We start from the raw sequence: 19,962 nt of genomic DNA on the forward strand, positions 1-19,962 counted from the left end.
ATGAAAAAACTTTACATTCTATTTGTTTTTTTAAGTCAACTTATTTTTTCGCAAAATTTTACCGATACCAAGGGAGAATTGCAAATTTCAGGTTCAGGAACAGCGACCTATTCTTTGCCTATTGCACTGCCGCCAAGTATTAAAAACGTGGCGCCTGTTATTAATCTTACTTACTCTAGTGGGGTTCGTGGCGGTATAGCAGGACAAGGTTGGAGTATTAATAGCATTTCGTCTATTACACGTATGTCTACAAGAAGAGACATAGATGGGTTTGTGGATGGGGTAGACTTTGATAGTGAGGATAAATTAGCACTAGATGGTCAGCGTTTATTAATTAAATCTGGAACGTATTGGGGAAATGGCTCTACCTATGAAACGGAATACAAGAGCAATACCAAAATTGAATATGTAATGCAAGGGAGTATGACTTTCTTTATCGTTACAGCTCCAGATGGTTCCAGATCATGGTATGGAAGTACAGGTAATGGAACCTATCAGAATGCTGTTTCAGCGACGGCTTGGCATATAGTTCGATTTGAAGATGCCAGTGGAAATAGAATAGACTATAATTACACGAATGTAGTATATAAGGCAACTAATCAACTTTATATAGCCAGTATTTCATTTAGTGGGAATCCTACAGCTGGAATAGCTTTTCAAAACTCAATAGTTTTTAATTTTAGAGATGCCAAACGAGTAGAACGTGATTTTATCAATGGAAATGCCAATTATGCTTCTAAAATACTTGAAAGTGTTGATGTACTAACTAATAATACAGTTTTTAGAAAATACAAACTTACACATGTAGAAGATACTTCTTTGGGATATGAAAGAGTTTCACAGATTCAAGAATATAATGCTCAGAATGAAGCTTCAAATCCTGTAGTATTTGAATATGCTCAAAGTCCAACGAATCTAGAAAGAACAGAGAAAACCTACACTAATACTTTGGCTTTTGATAAAGTTGATTTAGCAGGTGATTTTGATGGAGATGGTCGTTTGGATTTTGTGGCAAATAATCAGGTATTTACTAAATTATTTGAGGCTAACGCAGGTAATACACCAGTTGCTCTACCATTTACATCGGATAAAAGAAAACTATTTACAGCAACTACTTTGACAAATAATAAATTGAATCAATTTCAATCGATAGTGCACGCTAATGAAACTGCAACTGGAACTGAATTTAAGGTATATAATTTTTCTAATAATTCATTTCTAAGTTCATATAACAAAACAATAACAATTGATAATATTGCTCATTTAGGATCAGAAACGAATTATGATTATTATTGCTCTTATGATGAGTATAATTGTGGATATGAAGCTAACAATAGTAACTGTTCTTTTAGTGGAATTAAAAATTCAACAAGTTATCTTGAAGGGGATTTTAACGGAGATGGTATAAGTGAAGTATTAATAATGAGTCGTGCAAATGAAACCCACGATATTTATCGTACCACATACTATACTAATTATGGTTACAATTTGATTGATTGCGTTGATTCAATTAGAGAACCGAATAATGTGGAATACTTTTTAGTAGACTTAAATCCAAATTCAAGTAATCAATTGAACTCATCAAGTTATGTGAAATTATTAAATTCAAGTCTGTTAGGAGGTTTTGATACAGGTGAAACAAAGATTGTTGCAGATTTTAATAGTGATGGTAAATCAGATGTATTGGTGATATATTTAAATGGAACTTATAAAATAGTAGGTTTTAAACAACTTACTGCATCACCTTGGATAGAACTTGAAATCATTGGGCAAGGGATCATTGATAAATATTCAAATAAAAAACAAATTCTTTTTGGTGATTATAATGGAGATGGCAAAACAGATATTATGCTACCTGATACTGAAGGAGGAAGCGGTCATACGTTATGGCATATCTATTATGGTAATCCAAAATCAACTGGGGGAGAGTTCTTTACTAAAGAAAGTCAAAATATTGTAGAATATTGGCCTAATACGGGAACTTATTATAACACACAAACTCATTTTAGTACCTACTATGCTATTGATATTAATAAAGATGGAAAATCGGATTTAGTTCGAGTTTGGAGGAAATATTATAAGCCAAAATGGACGATTAACGATCATAATACTCAGTGGCAGGTAACTGGCTTTACTAATAATATTGGTAGAGCGACCAGCCCAGGTTTTAATTTGACGTATGATTCAGGATTATTTGACTCAGGTTCTCCAGATATACCAATTCCATTAGTTTCTAATTTTAAATATAATGGAGCTAATACTGATTTAGTGTTGGTAAGGGGACATTATAATAAAATAGAATATTACCAATTCAATAAAAATGTCGAAACCGAAAACAGGTTGGTTTCTGTTACTGAATCGGCGGGTAATATCAAACAAACTATTGACTACAAACCTATGGAGGCTAGTAACGCTAGTTTTGGTTTTGCAGCTACCGATTTTTATTCTTCAAGTGACTCGGCCACCTATCCTAACATTGAAATTATTCGAAATCCAACTAGTTTTTTGGTATCTAAATTAACCGCTACCATCAATGGGGTGTCTAAATACCAAGATTTCAGATATAGGGGCTATGTGTCAAATTACAATTATGGGACTGTTGGTTTTATTCGTTCCACTAGAAGTAGTTGGTATTTATCAGATGCAGATACTAAGATTTGGTCTACGCAGCATAATGATATCACACTAAAAGGAGCCAATACCATTACTTGGTCCAGTACCATTGGCGCTACTGTTTTTGACCCTGTGCCTACGGGATTATTAAGTACGAAAACCAATACTTTTGAGACCTATACTAATCCAACTTCAAAAGTGTACAATGTATTGTTAAACAAACAAACCACAGTAGATGCTTTAACTGGAGTAATTTCAGAAGATACTTTTACCTATGATGGCTTGGTGACTTCTGCTTCATATTATGGATTGGAGACGCAACGAGTTTCTAAAAAAATGATAGGATCTGCGGTACAAGGAACATCAACTAGTACTACAACTTATGACAGTAACCCTACAGGTGTTGGGGCAAGTTATTACATAGGACGCCCTAAAACGATTGCAACTTCAACATCAAACTCCACTGGCGACACAAGAACCTCTAGTGAAACGTATACTTACACTGGAACAAATTTATCCAAAACCGAAAAGACGGGACACAATACGGGTTATGCTTTAGTTGAAGACATGACTTATGATGCGGTTGGTAATCTATTAACAAAAACGATTAGTGCTCCAGGGGCAACCAATCCAGTTGCCGCGAGGACTATTACAGACGAATACGATACTTCCAAAAAATTCGTACTAAAGAAAACTGATCATCAAGGATTTAGCGCTCAGTTTCTCTATAATGCCTTAGGACAGGTGCTTACATCTACCAATTATTTAGGAGTAATTACTAGTAATGGCTATGATAATTGGGGAAAACTAATTTCTACTACTATAACCAATGCATCAGCAACTCCAATAAACACTAATATAGTATACGCCAAATTAGGCAATGGTGGTTATACCACTACCACTACCAATACATTGAATGCGTTAACTGTGGTGGAGTATGATGTATTAGGCCGAGAGGTACGTAGTTCAATCAAAGGAATGGCTGCTGGGTCTACAGTGTCTAAACAAGTGGTCTATGATGGTCTAGGTAGAAAAACCAAAGAAAGCGAACCTTACTTCTCAACCCCTAGCCGATGGACATCCTACGAGTACGACTTTTTGCAACGTCCTACAAAAGTGACGGCTCCGACGGGACGTATTCAAACCCTGTCGTATTCAGGATTGACCACTACAAGTATTGATGATGGAAAAACAACGACTACAACACTAGATGCCCTTGGGAATAAGATTGAAACTACAGATCCTGGTGGAGTAATCGCATTTACTTATTATGCCAACGGACAATTAAAAGAATCCAATTATGAGGGGCATAAAGTAACGATTAGTATTGATGGATGGGGCAACAAAATCGCCATGAATGACCCCAATGCAGGCAATTATACCTATACTTATGATGCTTTTGGTCAATCCTTAACAGAGACAACGCCAAAAGGAAGCACGACCAATACCTATGATGCTTATGGTAAATTAAGCAAGAAAAAATTAGTAGGCGATGGCACAGACATCGAAACGGATTATACCTATAATGCATTGGCACAACTTACTAATGAGTCGAGTAAAAAATCCAATGGTACAAGTATAGATGCGTTTACGTATGGGTATGATAGTTTAAAACGACTCGTAACTACTACCGAATCCAACAGTCGATTCACACAAACAAAAACCATTACCTTCGATACGTTTAGCAGACCTATTACTGGCACTACTACTACCCAAGAATTGATTACAGGAATGGTGGCTACAGTAGTGACCAAAAACAATTACAATACCTACAATGGTATTATGGACAAAATCACAGATGGTAATGATGCGGTATTGTGGCAATTGAATACCGCCAATGAAAAAATGCAATCTTTAACGGATACCTTAGGAAACGGAATAACCATTACGAATGCCTATACGGTTGATGGGTATTTCAGCTCTCAAAAGCACATGTTATCAAGTACTGCTATTTTGCATAATACCTATAATTTTAATGGCGTAAAAGGAACACTAGACAGTCGTCAGAATCTAGCCTTAGGTACAAGCGAAAGTTTTACCTACGACAACTTAGATCGCTTAACGCAATGGACCAACCCGTTGAATGGTACTACGGATTCTAACAGCTATGATAATAAAGGGCGTATTACTAGCAATAATAAATTAGGAACGGTTACCTACAATGCCAATTTATCGACAGGAATTTATCGTAAAAGCTCCATTTTGCTAACTCCTGAAGGGAAGAATTATTATACGACCTTACCCAAACAAGTAGTGTCGTATACCATGTTCAAAAGCCCAATAAGTATCAATGAGAGTGACAAAGGAAGCACGGCTTTTACTTACAATTCGCATTTGTCGCGACAAACAATGAATTATGGTTTTACCATTACACCACCTGCAACCACAGGAGTGTATACTAAAACCAAGGATTATACAGATGATGGCACGGTAGAAATTATAAAAACACCTACCACCATTACCATTCGTACCTACATAGGTGGTGATGCCTACGATGCTCCTTTGTATGTAGAAAAAATAAAAACCATAGCTACAGGGGCAGTTGTCGACAAAAAGTATTATTTGCATCGTGATTATTTAGGTAGCATTATTGCCATTTCTGACGAAAACGGTGTGGCCTTGGAACGTCGTCATTTTGATGCTTGGGGAAATTTAGCTAAATTGCAACAAAACGGAGTAGCCATAACTTTGCCAACGGATGGTACAGGGGCAAAACTACTTTTGTTAGATCGTGGTTATACGAGTCACGAACATCTTGCCGAAGTAGGCTTAATACATATGAACGGTCGTTTGTATGATCCTGTTTTACGTTCTTTCTTAATGCCGGATAATTTCATCCAGCAACCGGAAAATACCCAAAATTACAACCGCTATGCCTATGTATTGAACAACCCATTGATGTATACGGATCCTAGTGGGGAAATTGGAGTGTTTTTAGCTATTGGTATAGGTGCTTTAGTAGCGGCTACCACTTATACTATGACTGCTTTATTGGCAGATGTGCCTTTTAGTGTGGGCGGGCTGTTGAAATCTACTTTTATTGGAGCAGCGAGTGCCGCAGTTACATTTGGAATTGGTACAGCAGCAGGTAATTTGTTTTCCAATTTTTACTCGCAAGCCGCTTTTCAGGCAGCTGCGCATGGTACTTTTCAAGGAGGAATGACTGCTATTTCTGGAGGTAAATTTTGGAGTGGTTTTGCCGCTGGTGCGTTGAGTAGTATTGCGAGTAGTGCTTGGGGTGGAGGGATGAGTTCTGAAACAGTTGATGATGTTACAACTCAGACAATACATAAGGGACTAAGTGGAGCATCTGGTATGAATAACGGATTTGGTACAATTGCATTTGGAACAGTTACAGGTGGTGTTAGTGCCAAGCTTACAGGAGGTAACTTTTGGCAAGGAGCTGTTACTGGGCTGTTTGTCAGTGCTTTAAATCATACTTTTCATGAATCAGGAGATAAAAACAAAACAGGTTTAAGTACACGAAGATATCACAAAGATGCTGATGGAAATATAGATAGCGAAAGTTTAAATTATCATAACAAAAATCAAAATCCAGAATTGTACGCAAGAGCGGAAGCAGAACCCTTAAGAATGAATGAACTAACGATTTATGGGCATGGAAGTCAAACAAGTTTAATGGGAGTAGGGGGGTTATCAAATAGCAATTTAATTACAGCAAAATTATATGCGGATAGTGTTATGTTTAGAAATTTTATAGACGGTAATTCTAAAAGTTTGACTATGGTGTTAAAAGTATGTACCACAGGTGAAATGCGATATTATGGAAATAATATTGCAAAAGTTTTATCTAAAACCCCTGGATTAACTATCTATGCCGCCGCAGGATATTTTTTCCCGAGCGGAAAAGTTGGTTTTCATAGTGGAGGAGCTTTTCATAGTGCGGGTTATAATAAATTTCAAAATGGTGAATTTAAATACAACGTAGGTAATAAATAATTCTTTAAAGTTAAAAATTATGCTAAAGACAAAAATATTATTATTTTCATTCATCATATCTATGATTGGATGCCAAAAGAATCAAACTACTAAAAGTAATGAGAATACAAATATTATAAACATTAAACCGGGAGGAGTGCCCGTTATTGCTAAAACAAAAGCGGAATTTAAAAAATCGAGTTACTTCAAAGAAGATCGAGTTAAAGATGATAAATATGATGTGATGCAAAATGGAAACGAGGTGTCATATAACGAATTATTACTGTATTATGACTATAATATATCTAAAAGACACGAACTCTTACCCTATACGTTATTTATGATTGAGAAACACAAAAAATATAATTATTGTACAAATGCTTTTGTCAATTTATATGAATTTTATTCGGATCAGGATATTCATTATTGTGATGGTACAGACGCAAGTTATATTCAATATTTCAAAAAGATTAATACTTTAGAACCTAGAGTAAGAAACTATTGTCTTTCCTTTATTGAATTAGGAAGTAAAAATGAGGACACTCTCAGTTTAAAATTTTTAGAAATATTTTATAGATATGGTTTTGGTTTCAATAAGGATATTCAAAAAGCTGATAGTTTAAAATTGGCTTATCAAAAGAAATCTGAAATAGATTTTAATAAATATAAAAAAAATTAACTTAAGCTAAATAGGCCTGCTGAAAAACCCGCTCCCCAGCTGGCGCGAGCAAAAATAAGTTCAACGGCTAGCGCGAGCGTCTCGCTCATGCCCACAACGTGAGTAAGCAAAACAAGCTACAACCCTAAAAAAGTTATAGTTTTTGTTTTAATAAATATTTATATTTACGAAAATTCACCAGCTATGAACATTTAGCAGAAGTAGGCTTACTACACATTGCCTATCCCGATTTTTCGGAAAACGGTCGTTTGTAGCCTGTCTCGAAGTATTGAGAGAATCCTGTTTTACGTTCTTTTATAATGCCGGATAATTTCATCCAGCAACCAGAGAATACCCAAAACTACAACCGTTATGCGTATGTGTTGAACAACCCACTGATGTATACGGATCCTAGTGGGGAGTTGATTTTTACTACCGCAGTCTTAATTGGCGCTTTAGTTGCTGCAACTACCTATACTATGACGGCATTATTGGCTGATGTACCTTTTAGCGTAGGTGGTCTAGTAAAAGCTACTTTTATTGGAGCGGCTTCTGCGGCGGTTACATTTGGGATTGGTAGTGGTGCAGAAAATCTGTTTGCCAATTTCTTCTCGAGAGCTGCTTTTCAGGCTGTTGCTCATGGCACTTTTCAGGGAACGATGACCGCTATAAGTGGTGGGAAGTTTTGGTCTGGTTTTGCCGCTGGGGCGTTGAGTAGTATTGCGAGTAGTGCTTGGCAAGGAGGAGGGGCAACAAGTAACTATCATGGCGTAGGAAAATTTGCTAATTCAGATGTGGTATGATTGCTTTTGGTACTGTTTCTGGTGGTGCTGGTGCTGCATTAACAGGAGGTAACTTTTGGCAAGGAGCGGTTACGGGTTTGGTGGTTAGTGGGTTGAATCACGCGATGCATAATGGGGATAGTCCAGACAATGGCTATGATGAAAATGGTAAACAAATTAACAAAAAAGGAGGAGATACTACTGACTACATGTATGATAAAGATGGTAATATCATCTCTTCAACTTCAGTAAAATTCAAAGGAGCTGTTTCTAGTAGTGGAGATTTAAGAGGTTATGGGTTCAAAGGTTTTGCATTGTCTAGTGGAGCCATAACCGATGACTCCCTTAATTTTACGTCTAATTTATTTGCTGTAGGGGAAATTTATGCAGGTGCTAAATTAACAATAATGGGGCTTACGACTGTTTCTAAATCTAGTTTAGGTATTAGAGTAGCTTTAGGAGGTTCTAAAACAACATTAAAGTCTTCAGTATATTTTCAAAGAACATTAGGTATTAATTCTACAATGCCTTGGCGTTTACCAACAGTAATGGGTGTTCCTACAAATAATTTAGGGGTTTTTCTAGGAAGAAATTCTTCTGTTATTGGAACTGGACTCATGGTTCACGGAAGTAATACACTTTATAATGGATTTAAACCTTAAAAAAATGACACAATTAGAAACGGAAATAGTTAACTTTTTCAAATCTTCTACAGGCCTAAGAGATATAGGTTTAGATACAAATATAGGGAATGAAAAGTATAAAATATTTGATTTAGATGCTGAAAATTTAATGGAAACATTCTTTAAAAAGTATAATATTGATTATTCCAATTTCACAGTTAGTAAGTATTTTATATATCCGAATTATTCTTGGAGAAGTTTAGTTTTCATTCGATTATTTTTTGATAAAGTAGAATATCCTTTAAAACCAGCGCTCACAATAAAACATTTAATTGAAGTCGCTATGAGAAAAAAATGGTTTGATCCATCATAGAAGTTAATAATAAAGCCAAACGATCCTCTGGTTTATTAATTCTGAGGGTTCGGATATTTTATAAATTTCCCCCGATCTACAAAGTGTTCTTATTGACAAATAAATGTGTTGTGTATGCTACGCAAAGTGTCCTCACTTTTCGCCTTTTAAATCGTCTAATATTCCGTAAAAATGTCAAAAATCTCCTGACTTTTAATCCGGAACGTTTTGATAGATTGTAATTACATTTGGTGTTTGTATAGTACTAATAGTATTCATAATTGTTAGTGAGCTTCATGAGAAACTACGCGCTTCAAAAGACAAATCGAATCGATTACAATAAGTTTAAAACCATTTCAAGATGAAGTGGTTTTTGTTTTGAAAGTACTAATTGTAAAGCTTTTTTAGCAATGGTTTTGTTGTTTACTTCTTTTGCGTTAGGGATTGTAGTGGAAATCCTTTTTTGAGGCTCTTTTTGCCTCAAAAAAGATTGTAGCGAAAAGCCCGACCCTTGTGGTAACGCCCAAATAATTGACATTTAAATGTCATAATTTTTGGATAAAGAGATTTTTGCATTTGGGATATCGTCAAAATAAATCTTGTCCGAGAAGATCCTAAAATCAAAAATCATCACAAAAACTCATTTCTTCTTACCCATCTTACCCAATCTTTGTAAAGCCCTATAATCATTGCCCCTAACGTGGGTAACTTATAACTTTTTCTTCTTACCCAATCTTACCCTTTCTTTCCTTAATACAAAAATGAAATGGGTAAGATAGGTAAGAAGGGTAAGATTGCTTTTTTTACTGCAATCCCTTGCTATTATTGGGTTGGGTAAGTTGGGTAAGGTTTTTTCGTTTTTTTGGAGGTAATGAAAAATTTTTCTAGTTAATTTTTTATTTTCTGTTCATAAATAAGTAGAGGACGTCTTGCTTTTGCAATAAAAACAAATCCATTTTTCTTATATTGGCACCTTATTAAATTTTCTAATTTATGCCTTTATTTCAAAATTCAGTTGTTGCTAAGTATCTAAAAACTCAAGATAAAACCCATCTAACAAAGCAATGGAATGACTTCAAAAATCATTTTCATAATCCTACTATCCAAGAAAATATTCGAAATAGTAAAGAAGAGCAATACCAAGAGGGATTTTTGAGGGATTTGTTTGTGAAAATTCTAGGCTACAGCCTTAATCCTGATACTAATTTCAACCTGACTACTGAATACAAAAACGTAAAAGATAGCAAGAAAGCCGATGGCGCTATTCTTATTGACGATAAAGTAAAAGCGGTAATTGAACTCAAAGGCACTAACACTACTGATTTAGGGAAAATAGAAACACAGGCTTTTGGCTATAAAAACAACCAGCCTGATTGTGTGTATGTAATTACTTCCAACTTTGAGAAGATTCGTTTTTATATAGACAATGCCATAGAACACATTGAGTTTAATCTTTTCACGCTAACCGAAGCCGATTTTGACTTACTGTATTTGTGTTTAGCATTTGAAAATATTTCCAAAAACATTGCCAAGAAAATCAAAGACGAATCGGTAAGTGAGGAAGATGTCATTACCAAAAAGCTGTACAAAGATTACTCCCTATTTAAAAGAGAGTTGCACCAAAACCTCGTACAATTAAATCCTGAATTTGATCCTTTGGACTTATTCAAGAAATCGCAAAAATTACTAGACCGCTTTTTGTTCCTGTTCTTTGGAGAAGACCGCCATTTGCTACCTCCCAATTCTGTTAGATTGATTTTGGCACAATGGAAGCAATTACAAGAATTAGACGAATACACGCCACTTTATGACCGTTTCAAAAAATATTTTGGGTATTTGAACACAGGCTACAAGGGAAAACAATACGATGTGTATGCCTATAACGGCGGACTTTTTAAGCCCGACACCATTTTAGACAGCATAAAAATTGACGATGAGTTATTGTACACCCATACTTTAAAACTCTCTGAATATGACTTTGCCAGCGAAGTAGATGTAAATATTTTGGGGCATATTTTTGAAAACTCTTTGAACGAGTTAGACGAAATAAAAGCCCAATTGGAGGGAACCAATATTGACAAAACCAAAACCAAACGCAAGAAAGACGGCGTTTTTTATACCCCAAAATACATTACCAAATACATAGTCGAAAATACTATTAGTAAATTGTGCGAGGAAAAGAAGTTAGCATTATCCCTTATTGAAGAAGACTATAGTACCGACAAGAAAAGACAAAAGAAAACCATTAAAGAGCTAGTAGATAAACTAGAAACGTACCGTAAATGGCTGTTGCAACTCACCATTTGTGACCCCGCTTGTGGTAGTGGCGCTTTCTTGAACCAAGCTTTGGATTTTTTAATTGAAGAACACCAATATATTGACGAACTGCAAGCCAAATTATTTGGAGATGCCTTGGTGTTAACCGATATGGAAAACAGCATTTTGGAAAACAACCTTTTTGGAGTAGACTTAAATGAAGAAAGTGTAGAAATTGCCAAACTCTCCCTATGGTTACGCACTGCACAACCTAATAGAAAACTAAACGATTTAAGCGGTAATATTAAATGTGGCAACTCCTTGATTGATGACCCAGAAGTGGCAGGAGACAAAGCTTTTAATTGGCAACAAGCCTTTCCTAAAGTGTTTGAAAAAGGCGGTTTTGATGTGATTATTGGGAATCCTCCTTATGTTTTTGCAAGAGATAATTTTAAAAAAGAAGAAAAAGATTTTTTTGTAAATGAATATGTTTCAGCTAAATATCAAATAAATACTTACTTGTTGTTTATTGAAAAAGCGGTTCATATTTTAAAAGAAAATGGTATTTACGGATTAATTATTCCTAACTCTTGGTTAATGATGTATTCTGGAGAAGGATTGAGGAAATTTTTATTAGAAACGAACAAACTAAACCAGATTATAAATTTAGCAGGATATTCTTTTGAAAGTGCTAATGTTGAAACGGTTATTTTATTAGCAGAAAAAGAAACCATAAAAAATGAAAATTCAATTCAAATCCTTTTAAACAATGGAAATGAGTTTTATTTTTCACACTCTAAACTACAAACTGAATTTGCCAATAATGACGGTTTTGAATTTAAAGTATTTTTAGATAATGATACTGACGAACTAAATTTAAAAATCACAAGCAATTCAGAGGAATTAGATAGTTTAGTAGAAATTAAAGCTGGTTTACAAGCTTATGAAAAAGATAAAGGAGATCCAAAACAAACTGCTGAAGATGTTAAAAATAGACCTTATGATTATGATTATCAATTTGACGAAAACACATTCAAATATTTAGATGGAAAAGATGTTGGCAGGTATTTTGTAAGTTGGTCTGGATTATATTTAAGATATGGAAAACATTTAGCTGCACCAAGAACTTTTAACCTCTTTGATGGTAAAAAAATTATAGTTAGAGAAATTACAGGGAACTTTCCAAAGTGTTTAATTACAACTTATTCAGAGGATATTTATCTATATAATAGAAGTAATATTGCCATAGTAGAAAAGGTAAATTCTGAAATTTCATTAAAATACATTACTGCCATTTTAAACAGTAAATTGATTTCTTATTACTTTATAAAGAACACTGCAAAATCTGTTAGAAAACTATTTCCAAAAATTATTCTGAATGATTTAAGAAAGTTTCCAATCAAAAACATTTCACTTTCTGGGCAACAACCCTTCATCGAAAAAGCAGATTTAATGCTTTCCCTAAATAAAGACTTACAAGACGTTTCTTCAAAATTCCAAAGAACGCTTCAACGCAAATTTGAGCTAACCGATTTGCCCAAAAAACTGCAGGATTGGTATTTGTTGTCGTATGGAGAATTCATCAAAGAATTAGGCAAAAAGAAAATCAAACTTTCCCTTTCCCAAGAAGCAGAGTGGGAGGATTACTTCAGCCAAGAACAGCAAAAAGCCCTTGCTTTAAAACAACAAATCGACACCACAGATAAGGAAATTGACCAAATGGTGTATGCCTTGTATGGGTTGAGTGAAAAGGAGATTGCGATTGTGGAGAATTCTTAAAATATGGGAAAAAAGAAAGAGCATAAACAACAAGAAAAATTTAACCAAGGTTGGTCGGAATATAGAAATTCTGTTTCAGCGAATAAGAATAAAAGTCAGGATGATTTTGAAAAGTATATAAATCTTTTGGCTTCTGGAGGAATAATTGTATCGTTAACTTTTCTAGAAAAAATAACGGCCGTTGTAAAAATTGAATATATAATTTTTTATTTGATAGGATTGTTTTTGTTAGTTGTAACACTAATTTCAAATCTTTACTCTCATCATAAATCAATTCAAGATGCTGATTCAATTATTAAAGAAATTGATGAAGAAAAATATGAAGACATTTTTAAAAATATAGACAAAAGAAATAAGCCAATCAATTTACTAAATATAACTTCCATTTGGAGCTTAATTATTGGAACAATATTAATATTAACATTTGTATCTATAAATCTTTTCGCAATGAATGACAATCAAAAACCACGGCCAAGTGATAGCCCTAGACAACAACCTAAACCGTTAACTGAAGAAAAAAGAGGAAGAACTAATCCACCACCTCCTCGAACTAATCCAACTTCAACTCCTAAAAAATAGAACTTATGGATAAAGAAACGAGCAAAAAACCTAAAGTTTTATTGGACGTAGTGGAAAAATTAAGTTCCCTAGATACCAATCGTAATTTTGAAAGGCAAGCAACAGCAGGCCGTGTTAATCCGACACCTTCATTTACATTAAAACCAAAACTTATTGTCAAACCTAAAAATGACGAGGGGAAATAGATCTAATAGTTTGTCATTTGTACGGATTGATTGAAGGGGACATTGTTGAGGGATAATTTAAAAAGACATATGAATATAAAATTTTTAAAAGCATTCAATGGTGATGCAATTTGGATTTCATTTTTAGAAAATGGGGCACCGTGTAATATATTAATTGATGGAGGTGCGGGAAATACATACAGGAGTCGATCGAACGTCAAAGGTGATTTGCATAAAGTAATTGAAAAAATCCGAGAAGATAAGCAGTTCATAGATCTTCTAATTCTAACTCATTTTGATGATGATCACATTGGAGGTATTTTGAGATGGCTGAATAAAGACAAAGTGGCATCTACACTTATTAAAAAGGTTTGGTTTAACTCAGGAAAGGAAATTGCTAAGAAGTTTAATATTGATGAAAACAAAGATTTAGATGTTGAAATAATTGATGGAGCGGAAGATTTCTACTCAAGTCCCAAGCAAGGGATTAAATTTGAAAAATATCTTAGAGATAATAATATATGGGAAGGTAAAATTATTGAACAAGGTTCAGAATTTGATTTATTAGGTTTGAAATTTAAAATATTGTCTCCTAACAACAAGACATTGGATAAACTTTTAAAATTGTACGAAAAGCAGAAGAATTATTTTACTGCAGGTGGTGAATATGACTTCAATAATTTGCTACAAGATTTTATAAATGATGAAAATAAATCTGATTTTAAATTTAAGGAAGATAATGATGTTGCCAATGGTAGTTCTATTGCTTTTATAATGGAGTATGACAGCAAAAGTTTTTTATTCTTAGGGGATGCACACCCATCTGTTGTGATAGAAGGTTTAAAAATGTTTGGCTTCGATAAAGATAATACTTTGAATACGGAATTAATGAAGGTTTCTCATCACGGAAGCATGTATAATACAAATAAAGAACTTTTAGAAATTGTAAAAACGGACAATTATTTAATAAGTACAGATGCATCAAAGCATGGACTACCAAATAAAAGAACAATAGCTAGAATTATCAATAATAATCCTAATGCTATAATCCGCTTTAATTATGATTTAAAAGATAGAATTTTTTTAAAAGAAGATTGGAATGGCTTTTCATTTTTTAAAGCTATGGAAACAAATGAATTTATTTATCAATGGAAGAAAACGATTTAAAAAGATATACTGTCATTCTAGGTTCTGGTAGTGGAATTTTGTTTCAACCTTTAGATGAATCAAAAACTTATGTGCTTTCTGCAAAACACGTATTTTATGATAAGGATAATACAGGACATGAAACAAAATATACCCTTAAACATAAGATTAATTTGTGCTTTTTTAATACACAAAATGAATTAAAAGAAATTGAAATTACAAACGGAGTAAATTATTTTGAGCATTCTGATGCAGACAATGATTCAGCGATTCTAATTCTAAATGAGAATTTGGGTTATAATCAAATTTTCGTTGATGAAGATTGTATTGCATTTAATGAATGTTTATTATGTGGTTATCCTAGTAAAATAGATGATAATAAAAATGACAGATATAGTAATCATCAAATTAATCGTAAAATCGATACAACAAATAATGGGTATTTTAGATTAGAGACAAACTTCGGAAATCTAAATCACGAAGATATTATAGGCTTCTCTGGTGGTGGAATTTTGAGATTAAGTAATGGAATGATACACATTGTTGGTATTCAGTCATCTACAACTACGGATTATGCAAATGGGCAAATAGATGTTGTTCCAATCAGCAAGTTTTTAGAAATAGTTGAGGAGAATAAAGATAAATTATCGGAAATGATTCCACAATATCTTTCGAGCTTTGAATTTTTAAAAAGTAAAGTATTTGATTTCAGTGCTGGTTCTGATGAAGAAGACATCATACTAACTAAATCACTTTTAAAACGCAAAGCTATAGAAGTCATTAATAGTGATATTACTCCTAGTTTTATAAAAAATCATTTTAAAGACAAATTGTTAATAAATGAAAATGATTTGTCCAATCTCAAAGATGAACTAATATATATAACCTGGTTAGAATTTTTAACTTTTTTAAATATTGTAAAAACTAAAACTTGTACTACTGATGAATTAATAGAAGTGCAGTCAATTATTAGACTTCTTTGTAAAATGGATGAAACAGAATGGCTAGGAGATAATTTTATAAAAGATTGCTTGTCTTTTAATTATGACGATCTTGGTGATAATGGTACCGTTTTTATTAAGACAAAAAGTAAGCCTAGTAAAATTAAAGATTATAGTATTCCTAAAGGAGCTATGATATCTAGTATTGCTTCAATTAAAAATAGTTATTTAAAAGGTGTTCCTGTCTATGATGGAGCAGGAGCTGATATCTTTAATGCTGAATCAGAAACTAAAGAGTTCATTTTTGATAAATATAATTTTATTCATTTTGAGTATCTTAAATATGTAATGCTTGTAGAAAACAGTGGTGATTATCGGCACTTTACCAGATTAACTGAAAATGAATTATTAATAAAACTTAAAGAAGAATATGGAAAAGTATTTGGAATATAGTACTGCAGTTATAAATCAATTGAAGGAAAAATATAAGACTTGTGATTTTCATTTTCATTTAGATGATGTAAATGTTAAATTATCTGTCTTTTTTGTATTAACAAATAGTTCAAGTCTTCGAGAATCAGAATCTTGGAAAAAAATATCAGAAGAAATTGCTTTAAAATATCAGACTAAATTAGATACGGTATATGAAAAATGGAATCTGTACATCATATATATCACAAACGATATAGCTCCCAAAGAACTCAAAAACCAAATTGAAAATGACAAATTTTCAAGTAGAAAAATTGTTGAAGATTGTTATGGCAAAGAATTTAATGATGATGAGGCGAATCGTTTAATTATTAAGCACATTACAAATTCAGATTTAAAAGAAATTGTAGATGCAACACAAGAAGTTACTATTTTGGAATATATTCCTAAAAATGAAAAACTTTGGAAACTTCTTATTAGAGAAGAAAAAGTCATTGGTGACAGAAAAGCTCAGGAAGAATTCATAAAAAAAATAATTGCATTATGAAAATCAAAAGTGTAAAAATTACTGGTTTCAGAGCGTTTGAAAAAGAGGAAGATTCAACTTTTGATTTTACGAAAGATGGCGAAATAATGAATTTTGCTTCAATATATGCTCCAAATGGATTCGGTAAAACCTCATTCTATGATGCTGTCGAATGGGGTGTGACCCATAAAATCCAACGATTCGATAGAATGGTGGATTTTGAAAAAGTAAGAAAAGATAATGATGCACCTTTATTGTTGAATAAGGCTTCAACAGAAGGAAAAGTTATAGTTGAAACAAATAATGAACTTTTTGAAAATATAATAAATATTCGAAAAAAATACGATTATAAAGCAAAGGCGAGTAATGAATATTTTAAAGACCAAATATTAACTCAAGATTTGATTGATGCTTTTCTTAAAGAAGAGAAAGCTGATAAGCGATATGAAAATTTTTTGGATATTGATGATAATTTAAAAAAATATGATTCGATATACAAAAAGATAAACCGCTTGTTGGAATATATCAAAGATGAAAAGAAAGGCCTAGTTAATAAAAAAGGAGAAGAAGAAAAAAAACTTCAAAGCGAAATTGATTTTGAACAAGAGTTTAAAAAATTTGATGAAATTAATCAAATAATCAGTTCACTTAATAATGAAAATGAAAACTTTAATTTGATTGATCAAAGTACATTCAATCAAACTTCTCATGATAATTTATCTAGGAATGTTGAGATTCGATTGTTTTCATTGGAAGAAGAATTAATTAAAGCTAAACAACGAATCGATACCATAATATTAGCAAGAGACGGAGAGGAATCTGAAGATAAAAAATTAAATAGGGGGATTTTATCTCATCTAGATAGTAGGAGTAAAATTCTGAAATTAGATGAACAACAAAATGAATTTAATCAGATAGTTAAATGGTTTGAAGCTCAAGAAAAGATTAATAATGAATCCAATGTTAACGATGAAAATTTACAAATTCAACAAAATAGATTGGAGCACGCTCTAAATATTGAGAAGCAGTTTGAAACATTTCTTGGTATACAAAAAGAGATTGATAGTTTACACAAGAATATTGCAGAGTTTAAAGACAAATTACTTAATACCGAACGTGACAAGTTTGATTTTGAACAGAAGGAAAACGATATAATTATAAGATTTAATGAATTAAAGAATTCTCTTGAGAACAATCGGTCTAAATTAAACAATTTACCTGGTCAGCAAAAACAGATGGAATTAATCAATCAGAGTATTGTTGATTCACAAAAGAATATTGATGATTTATCAAAATCAATTGGTACAGAAGAAAAGAAGCAGAATGACCTAAAAACAATTTTAGATGAATTTGGATATTATGAAGATAAGATCAGAAATGATATTGCACTTTTGCTAGAATTTAAATTATTTGACCAACATAAAGAATTGATTACTAATTACATATATGAGAAAAAAAAATTAGAAAATTTTAAAAGAAACATTCAGGAAATCCAATTTAAAATAGATAATCAAAATCAGTTCAATAAAGAACTTAATGATTTTATCAATTTAGGATTGGAATTGGTAAATAATTCAAAAAGTTCCGATTGTCCCTTATGTAATTATAGCTATTATTCGTTTGAAAAACTTTCTGAAAACATTTTATCTAACAAATTGTTGGATAGTAAGTTGAAAATATATTTAGAAGAAAAGATTGAGATTGAATCAAATGCAAATAAACTAGTATTACAGCTATCTGTTAATAAAGAAAAAATTGAGAAAGCTTTTACTTTAATCAAACAACCCTATTTGTCAAATTATAAGAATAGACAGAATGTATTAGATAAATTAGACTCCGAGAGAAAGGCCAACTTAGAAAAATTAAATAGTAATCAAGCGATCTTAAACAACATTAATTTATCATTAGGAGATTCGAAGACATTTGAAGAATTATCAACAAAAACACAAAAAGATTTATCAAAAATAGATAGCCAGATATTAGAGCTCTCTAATCAAATGAAAAAAAATGATGAAACATTATTAGAGAAAGAAACATTAATTAAATCAACTCAAGAAAAATTAGAAATTTCAGAACGTAACCTGTTAAAATATCAGTCTTCAAATGAATATAAGGAAATCAGAGAGTATTTTATTAAAGAATTAAATGTTAATAATATTGAAAAATCTATACTATCAGAAGGCATATCTAATATTCAGATAAATATAAATGATTTAACAAGTAAAAAAGAAAGCGCAATCAAATCTTTGCATGAGTTAAAGATAAAATTATCAAATTACACTTTATCTAAGAATGAATATATTAAGAGTATTGAAGAAGTAAATGATCTTAAAAATATAATGTTGAGAATTTATGAAAGCTATGAAAATTATATTCAATCAGAATTTGGTATAATAATAAGCGATAAAGATAAATTTCAAATTGAAAATGCTTTTATAGATTTGATTGAAAGACAAAAGGAAATAGAAAGGCAAGCTGAATCTAAAATTGAAAAATTTAAGATTGTTAAAATTTTAAATGACGCTTGCATAAAAGCTACTGAATCAAAAAAAGTACAAGATCAAATTAAAATGATTACCAATAATCTTAAAGAGTTAGGTAATTCTGAGGAAGTGTTGAATATCGAAAAAGAACACCTTCGATCGTACCTGAAAGATACGATCGAAGCATATTTCTATACGCCATTAATTAATGCCATTTATAGAAAAATTGATCCACATCCCGATTATACCTTGATTAAATTTGAGTGTGATTTTGCAGAGAATAAACCTCGTTTACAAATTTATACTGGAACTGAGGAGGAAGACTGGTCAGTACCTTCGTTATATTTTAGTACCGCTCAAGTAAATATTTTAAGTTTAAGCATATTCTTAGCACGTGCTCTAAAAACAAAAGATGATGATAAAAAAGCGGTAGATTGCATCTTTATAGATGATCCAATTCAATCAATGGACAGTATTAATATTCTATCGTTTATAGATTTATTTAGAGGTATGACATTGTTTTTAGATAAACAATTAATTGTATCAACTCATGAAGAAAACTTTCATCTTTTATTAAAAAAGAAAATTCCTTCGGAGTTATTTAAATCAAAATTCTTAGAGTTTGAGACTTTTGGAAAGTTGAAAGCTGAAGATAATGAGCTACTGAAGACATAAAGCCATAATTGGATTAT

At 32.3% G+C, this 19,962-nt stretch carries 13 protein-coding genes; 12 read left to right on the plus strand and 1 reads right to left on the minus strand.

The window, feature by feature from the left end; translation table 11 throughout:
* From BXU11_RS04200 to BXU11_RS04220, 5 genes are all read left to right on the plus strand, one after another.
* Positions 1 to 6,573, plus strand: a complete 6,573-nt coding sequence (locus BXU11_RS04200) for an RHS repeat-associated core domain-containing protein (RefSeq protein WP_078211122.1) — start codon at positions 1 to 3, stop codon at positions 6,571 to 6,573.
* A 19-nt stretch (positions 6,574 to 6,592) separates the two neighbouring features.
* Complete coding sequence (locus tag BXU11_RS04205) at positions 6,593 to 7,231, plus strand: hypothetical protein (protein WP_139363435.1); 639 nt, start codon at positions 6,593 to 6,595, stop codon at positions 7,229 to 7,231.
* Positions 7,232 to 7,530: 299 nt separating this feature from the next.
* Positions 7,531 to 8,013: a hypothetical protein gene (locus BXU11_RS04210; RefSeq protein WP_078211124.1), complete on the plus strand. Its 483-nt coding sequence runs from the start codon at positions 7,531 to 7,533 to the stop codon at positions 8,011 to 8,013.
* Positions 8,010 to 8,654 carry a hypothetical protein gene (locus tag BXU11_RS04215; RefSeq protein WP_078211125.1) on the plus strand — a complete coding sequence of 215 codons (645 nt, stop codon included), beginning with the start codon at positions 8,010 to 8,012 and terminating at the stop codon, positions 8,652 to 8,654. Before BXU11_RS04210 ends, BXU11_RS04215 begins: the two co-directional genes overlap by 4 nt.
* A 4-nt stretch (positions 8,655 to 8,658) precedes the next feature.
* Positions 8,659 to 8,988 carry a DUF1493 family protein gene (locus BXU11_RS04220; RefSeq protein WP_189318500.1) on the plus strand — a complete coding sequence of 110 codons (330 nt, stop codon included), beginning with the start codon at positions 8,659 to 8,661 and terminating at the stop codon, positions 8,986 to 8,988.
* Positions 8,989 to 9,301: 313 nt separating this feature from the next.
* Here BXU11_RS04220 and BXU11_RS04225 read toward each other — a convergent pair whose 3' ends face one another.
* Positions 9,302 to 9,505 (minus strand): hypothetical protein, encoded by a 204-nt coding sequence (locus BXU11_RS04225; protein WP_078211127.1) that lies wholly within the window; start codon positions 9,503 to 9,505, stop codon positions 9,302 to 9,304.
* 455 nt (positions 9,506 to 9,960) lie between these two features.
* Between BXU11_RS04225 and BXU11_RS04230 the strand changes: the two genes are divergently transcribed.
* The 7 genes from BXU11_RS04230 to BXU11_RS04260 all read left to right on the plus strand — a co-directional run bounded on the left by BXU11_RS04230 (position 9,961) and on the right by BXU11_RS04260 (position 19,945).
* Complete coding sequence (locus BXU11_RS04230) at positions 9,961 to 13,002, plus strand: N-6 DNA methylase (protein WP_078211128.1); 3,042 nt, start codon at positions 9,961 to 9,963, stop codon at positions 13,000 to 13,002.
* Between the two features lie 3 nt (positions 13,003 to 13,005).
* Positions 13,006 to 13,581, plus strand: a complete 576-nt coding sequence (locus BXU11_RS04235) for a hypothetical protein (protein WP_078211129.1) — start codon at positions 13,006 to 13,008, stop codon at positions 13,579 to 13,581.
* A gap of 5 nt (positions 13,582 to 13,586) precedes the next feature.
* The gene (locus BXU11_RS04240; RefSeq protein WP_078211130.1) at positions 13,587 to 13,766 is read left to right on the plus strand and encodes a hypothetical protein; all 180 of its coding nucleotides are present in this window, start codon (positions 13,587 to 13,589) and stop codon (positions 13,764 to 13,766) included.
* A gap of 69 nt (positions 13,767 to 13,835) precedes the next feature.
* Positions 13,836 to 14,912 (plus strand): ComEC/Rec2 family competence protein, encoded by a 1,077-nt coding sequence (locus tag BXU11_RS04245; protein WP_139363436.1) that lies wholly within the window; start codon positions 13,836 to 13,838, stop codon positions 14,910 to 14,912.
* Positions 14,894 to 16,285: an ABC-three component system protein gene (locus BXU11_RS04250; protein WP_078211132.1), complete on the plus strand. Its 1,392-nt coding sequence runs from the start codon at positions 14,894 to 14,896 to the stop codon at positions 16,283 to 16,285. Before BXU11_RS04245 ends, BXU11_RS04250 begins: the two co-directional genes overlap by 19 nt.
* Positions 16,263 to 16,808: an ABC-three component system middle component 1 gene (locus BXU11_RS04255; protein ID WP_078211133.1), complete on the plus strand. Its 546-nt coding sequence runs from the start codon at positions 16,263 to 16,265 to the stop codon at positions 16,806 to 16,808. The genes BXU11_RS04250 and BXU11_RS04255 overlap by 23 nt, the downstream gene beginning before the upstream one ends.
* Complete coding sequence (locus tag BXU11_RS04260; RefSeq protein ID WP_078211134.1) at positions 16,805 to 19,945, plus strand: AAA family ATPase; 3,141 nt, start codon at positions 16,805 to 16,807, stop codon at positions 19,943 to 19,945. The genes BXU11_RS04255 and BXU11_RS04260 overlap by 4 nt, the downstream gene beginning before the upstream one ends.
* Positions 19,946 to 19,962: the final 17 nt, after the last annotated feature.

This window comes from Flavobacterium sp. LM5 (assembly GCF_002017945.1).
In the GTDB taxonomy this organism is placed as follows: Bacteria; Bacteroidota; Bacteroidia; order Flavobacteriales; family Flavobacteriaceae; genus Flavobacterium; species Flavobacterium succinicans.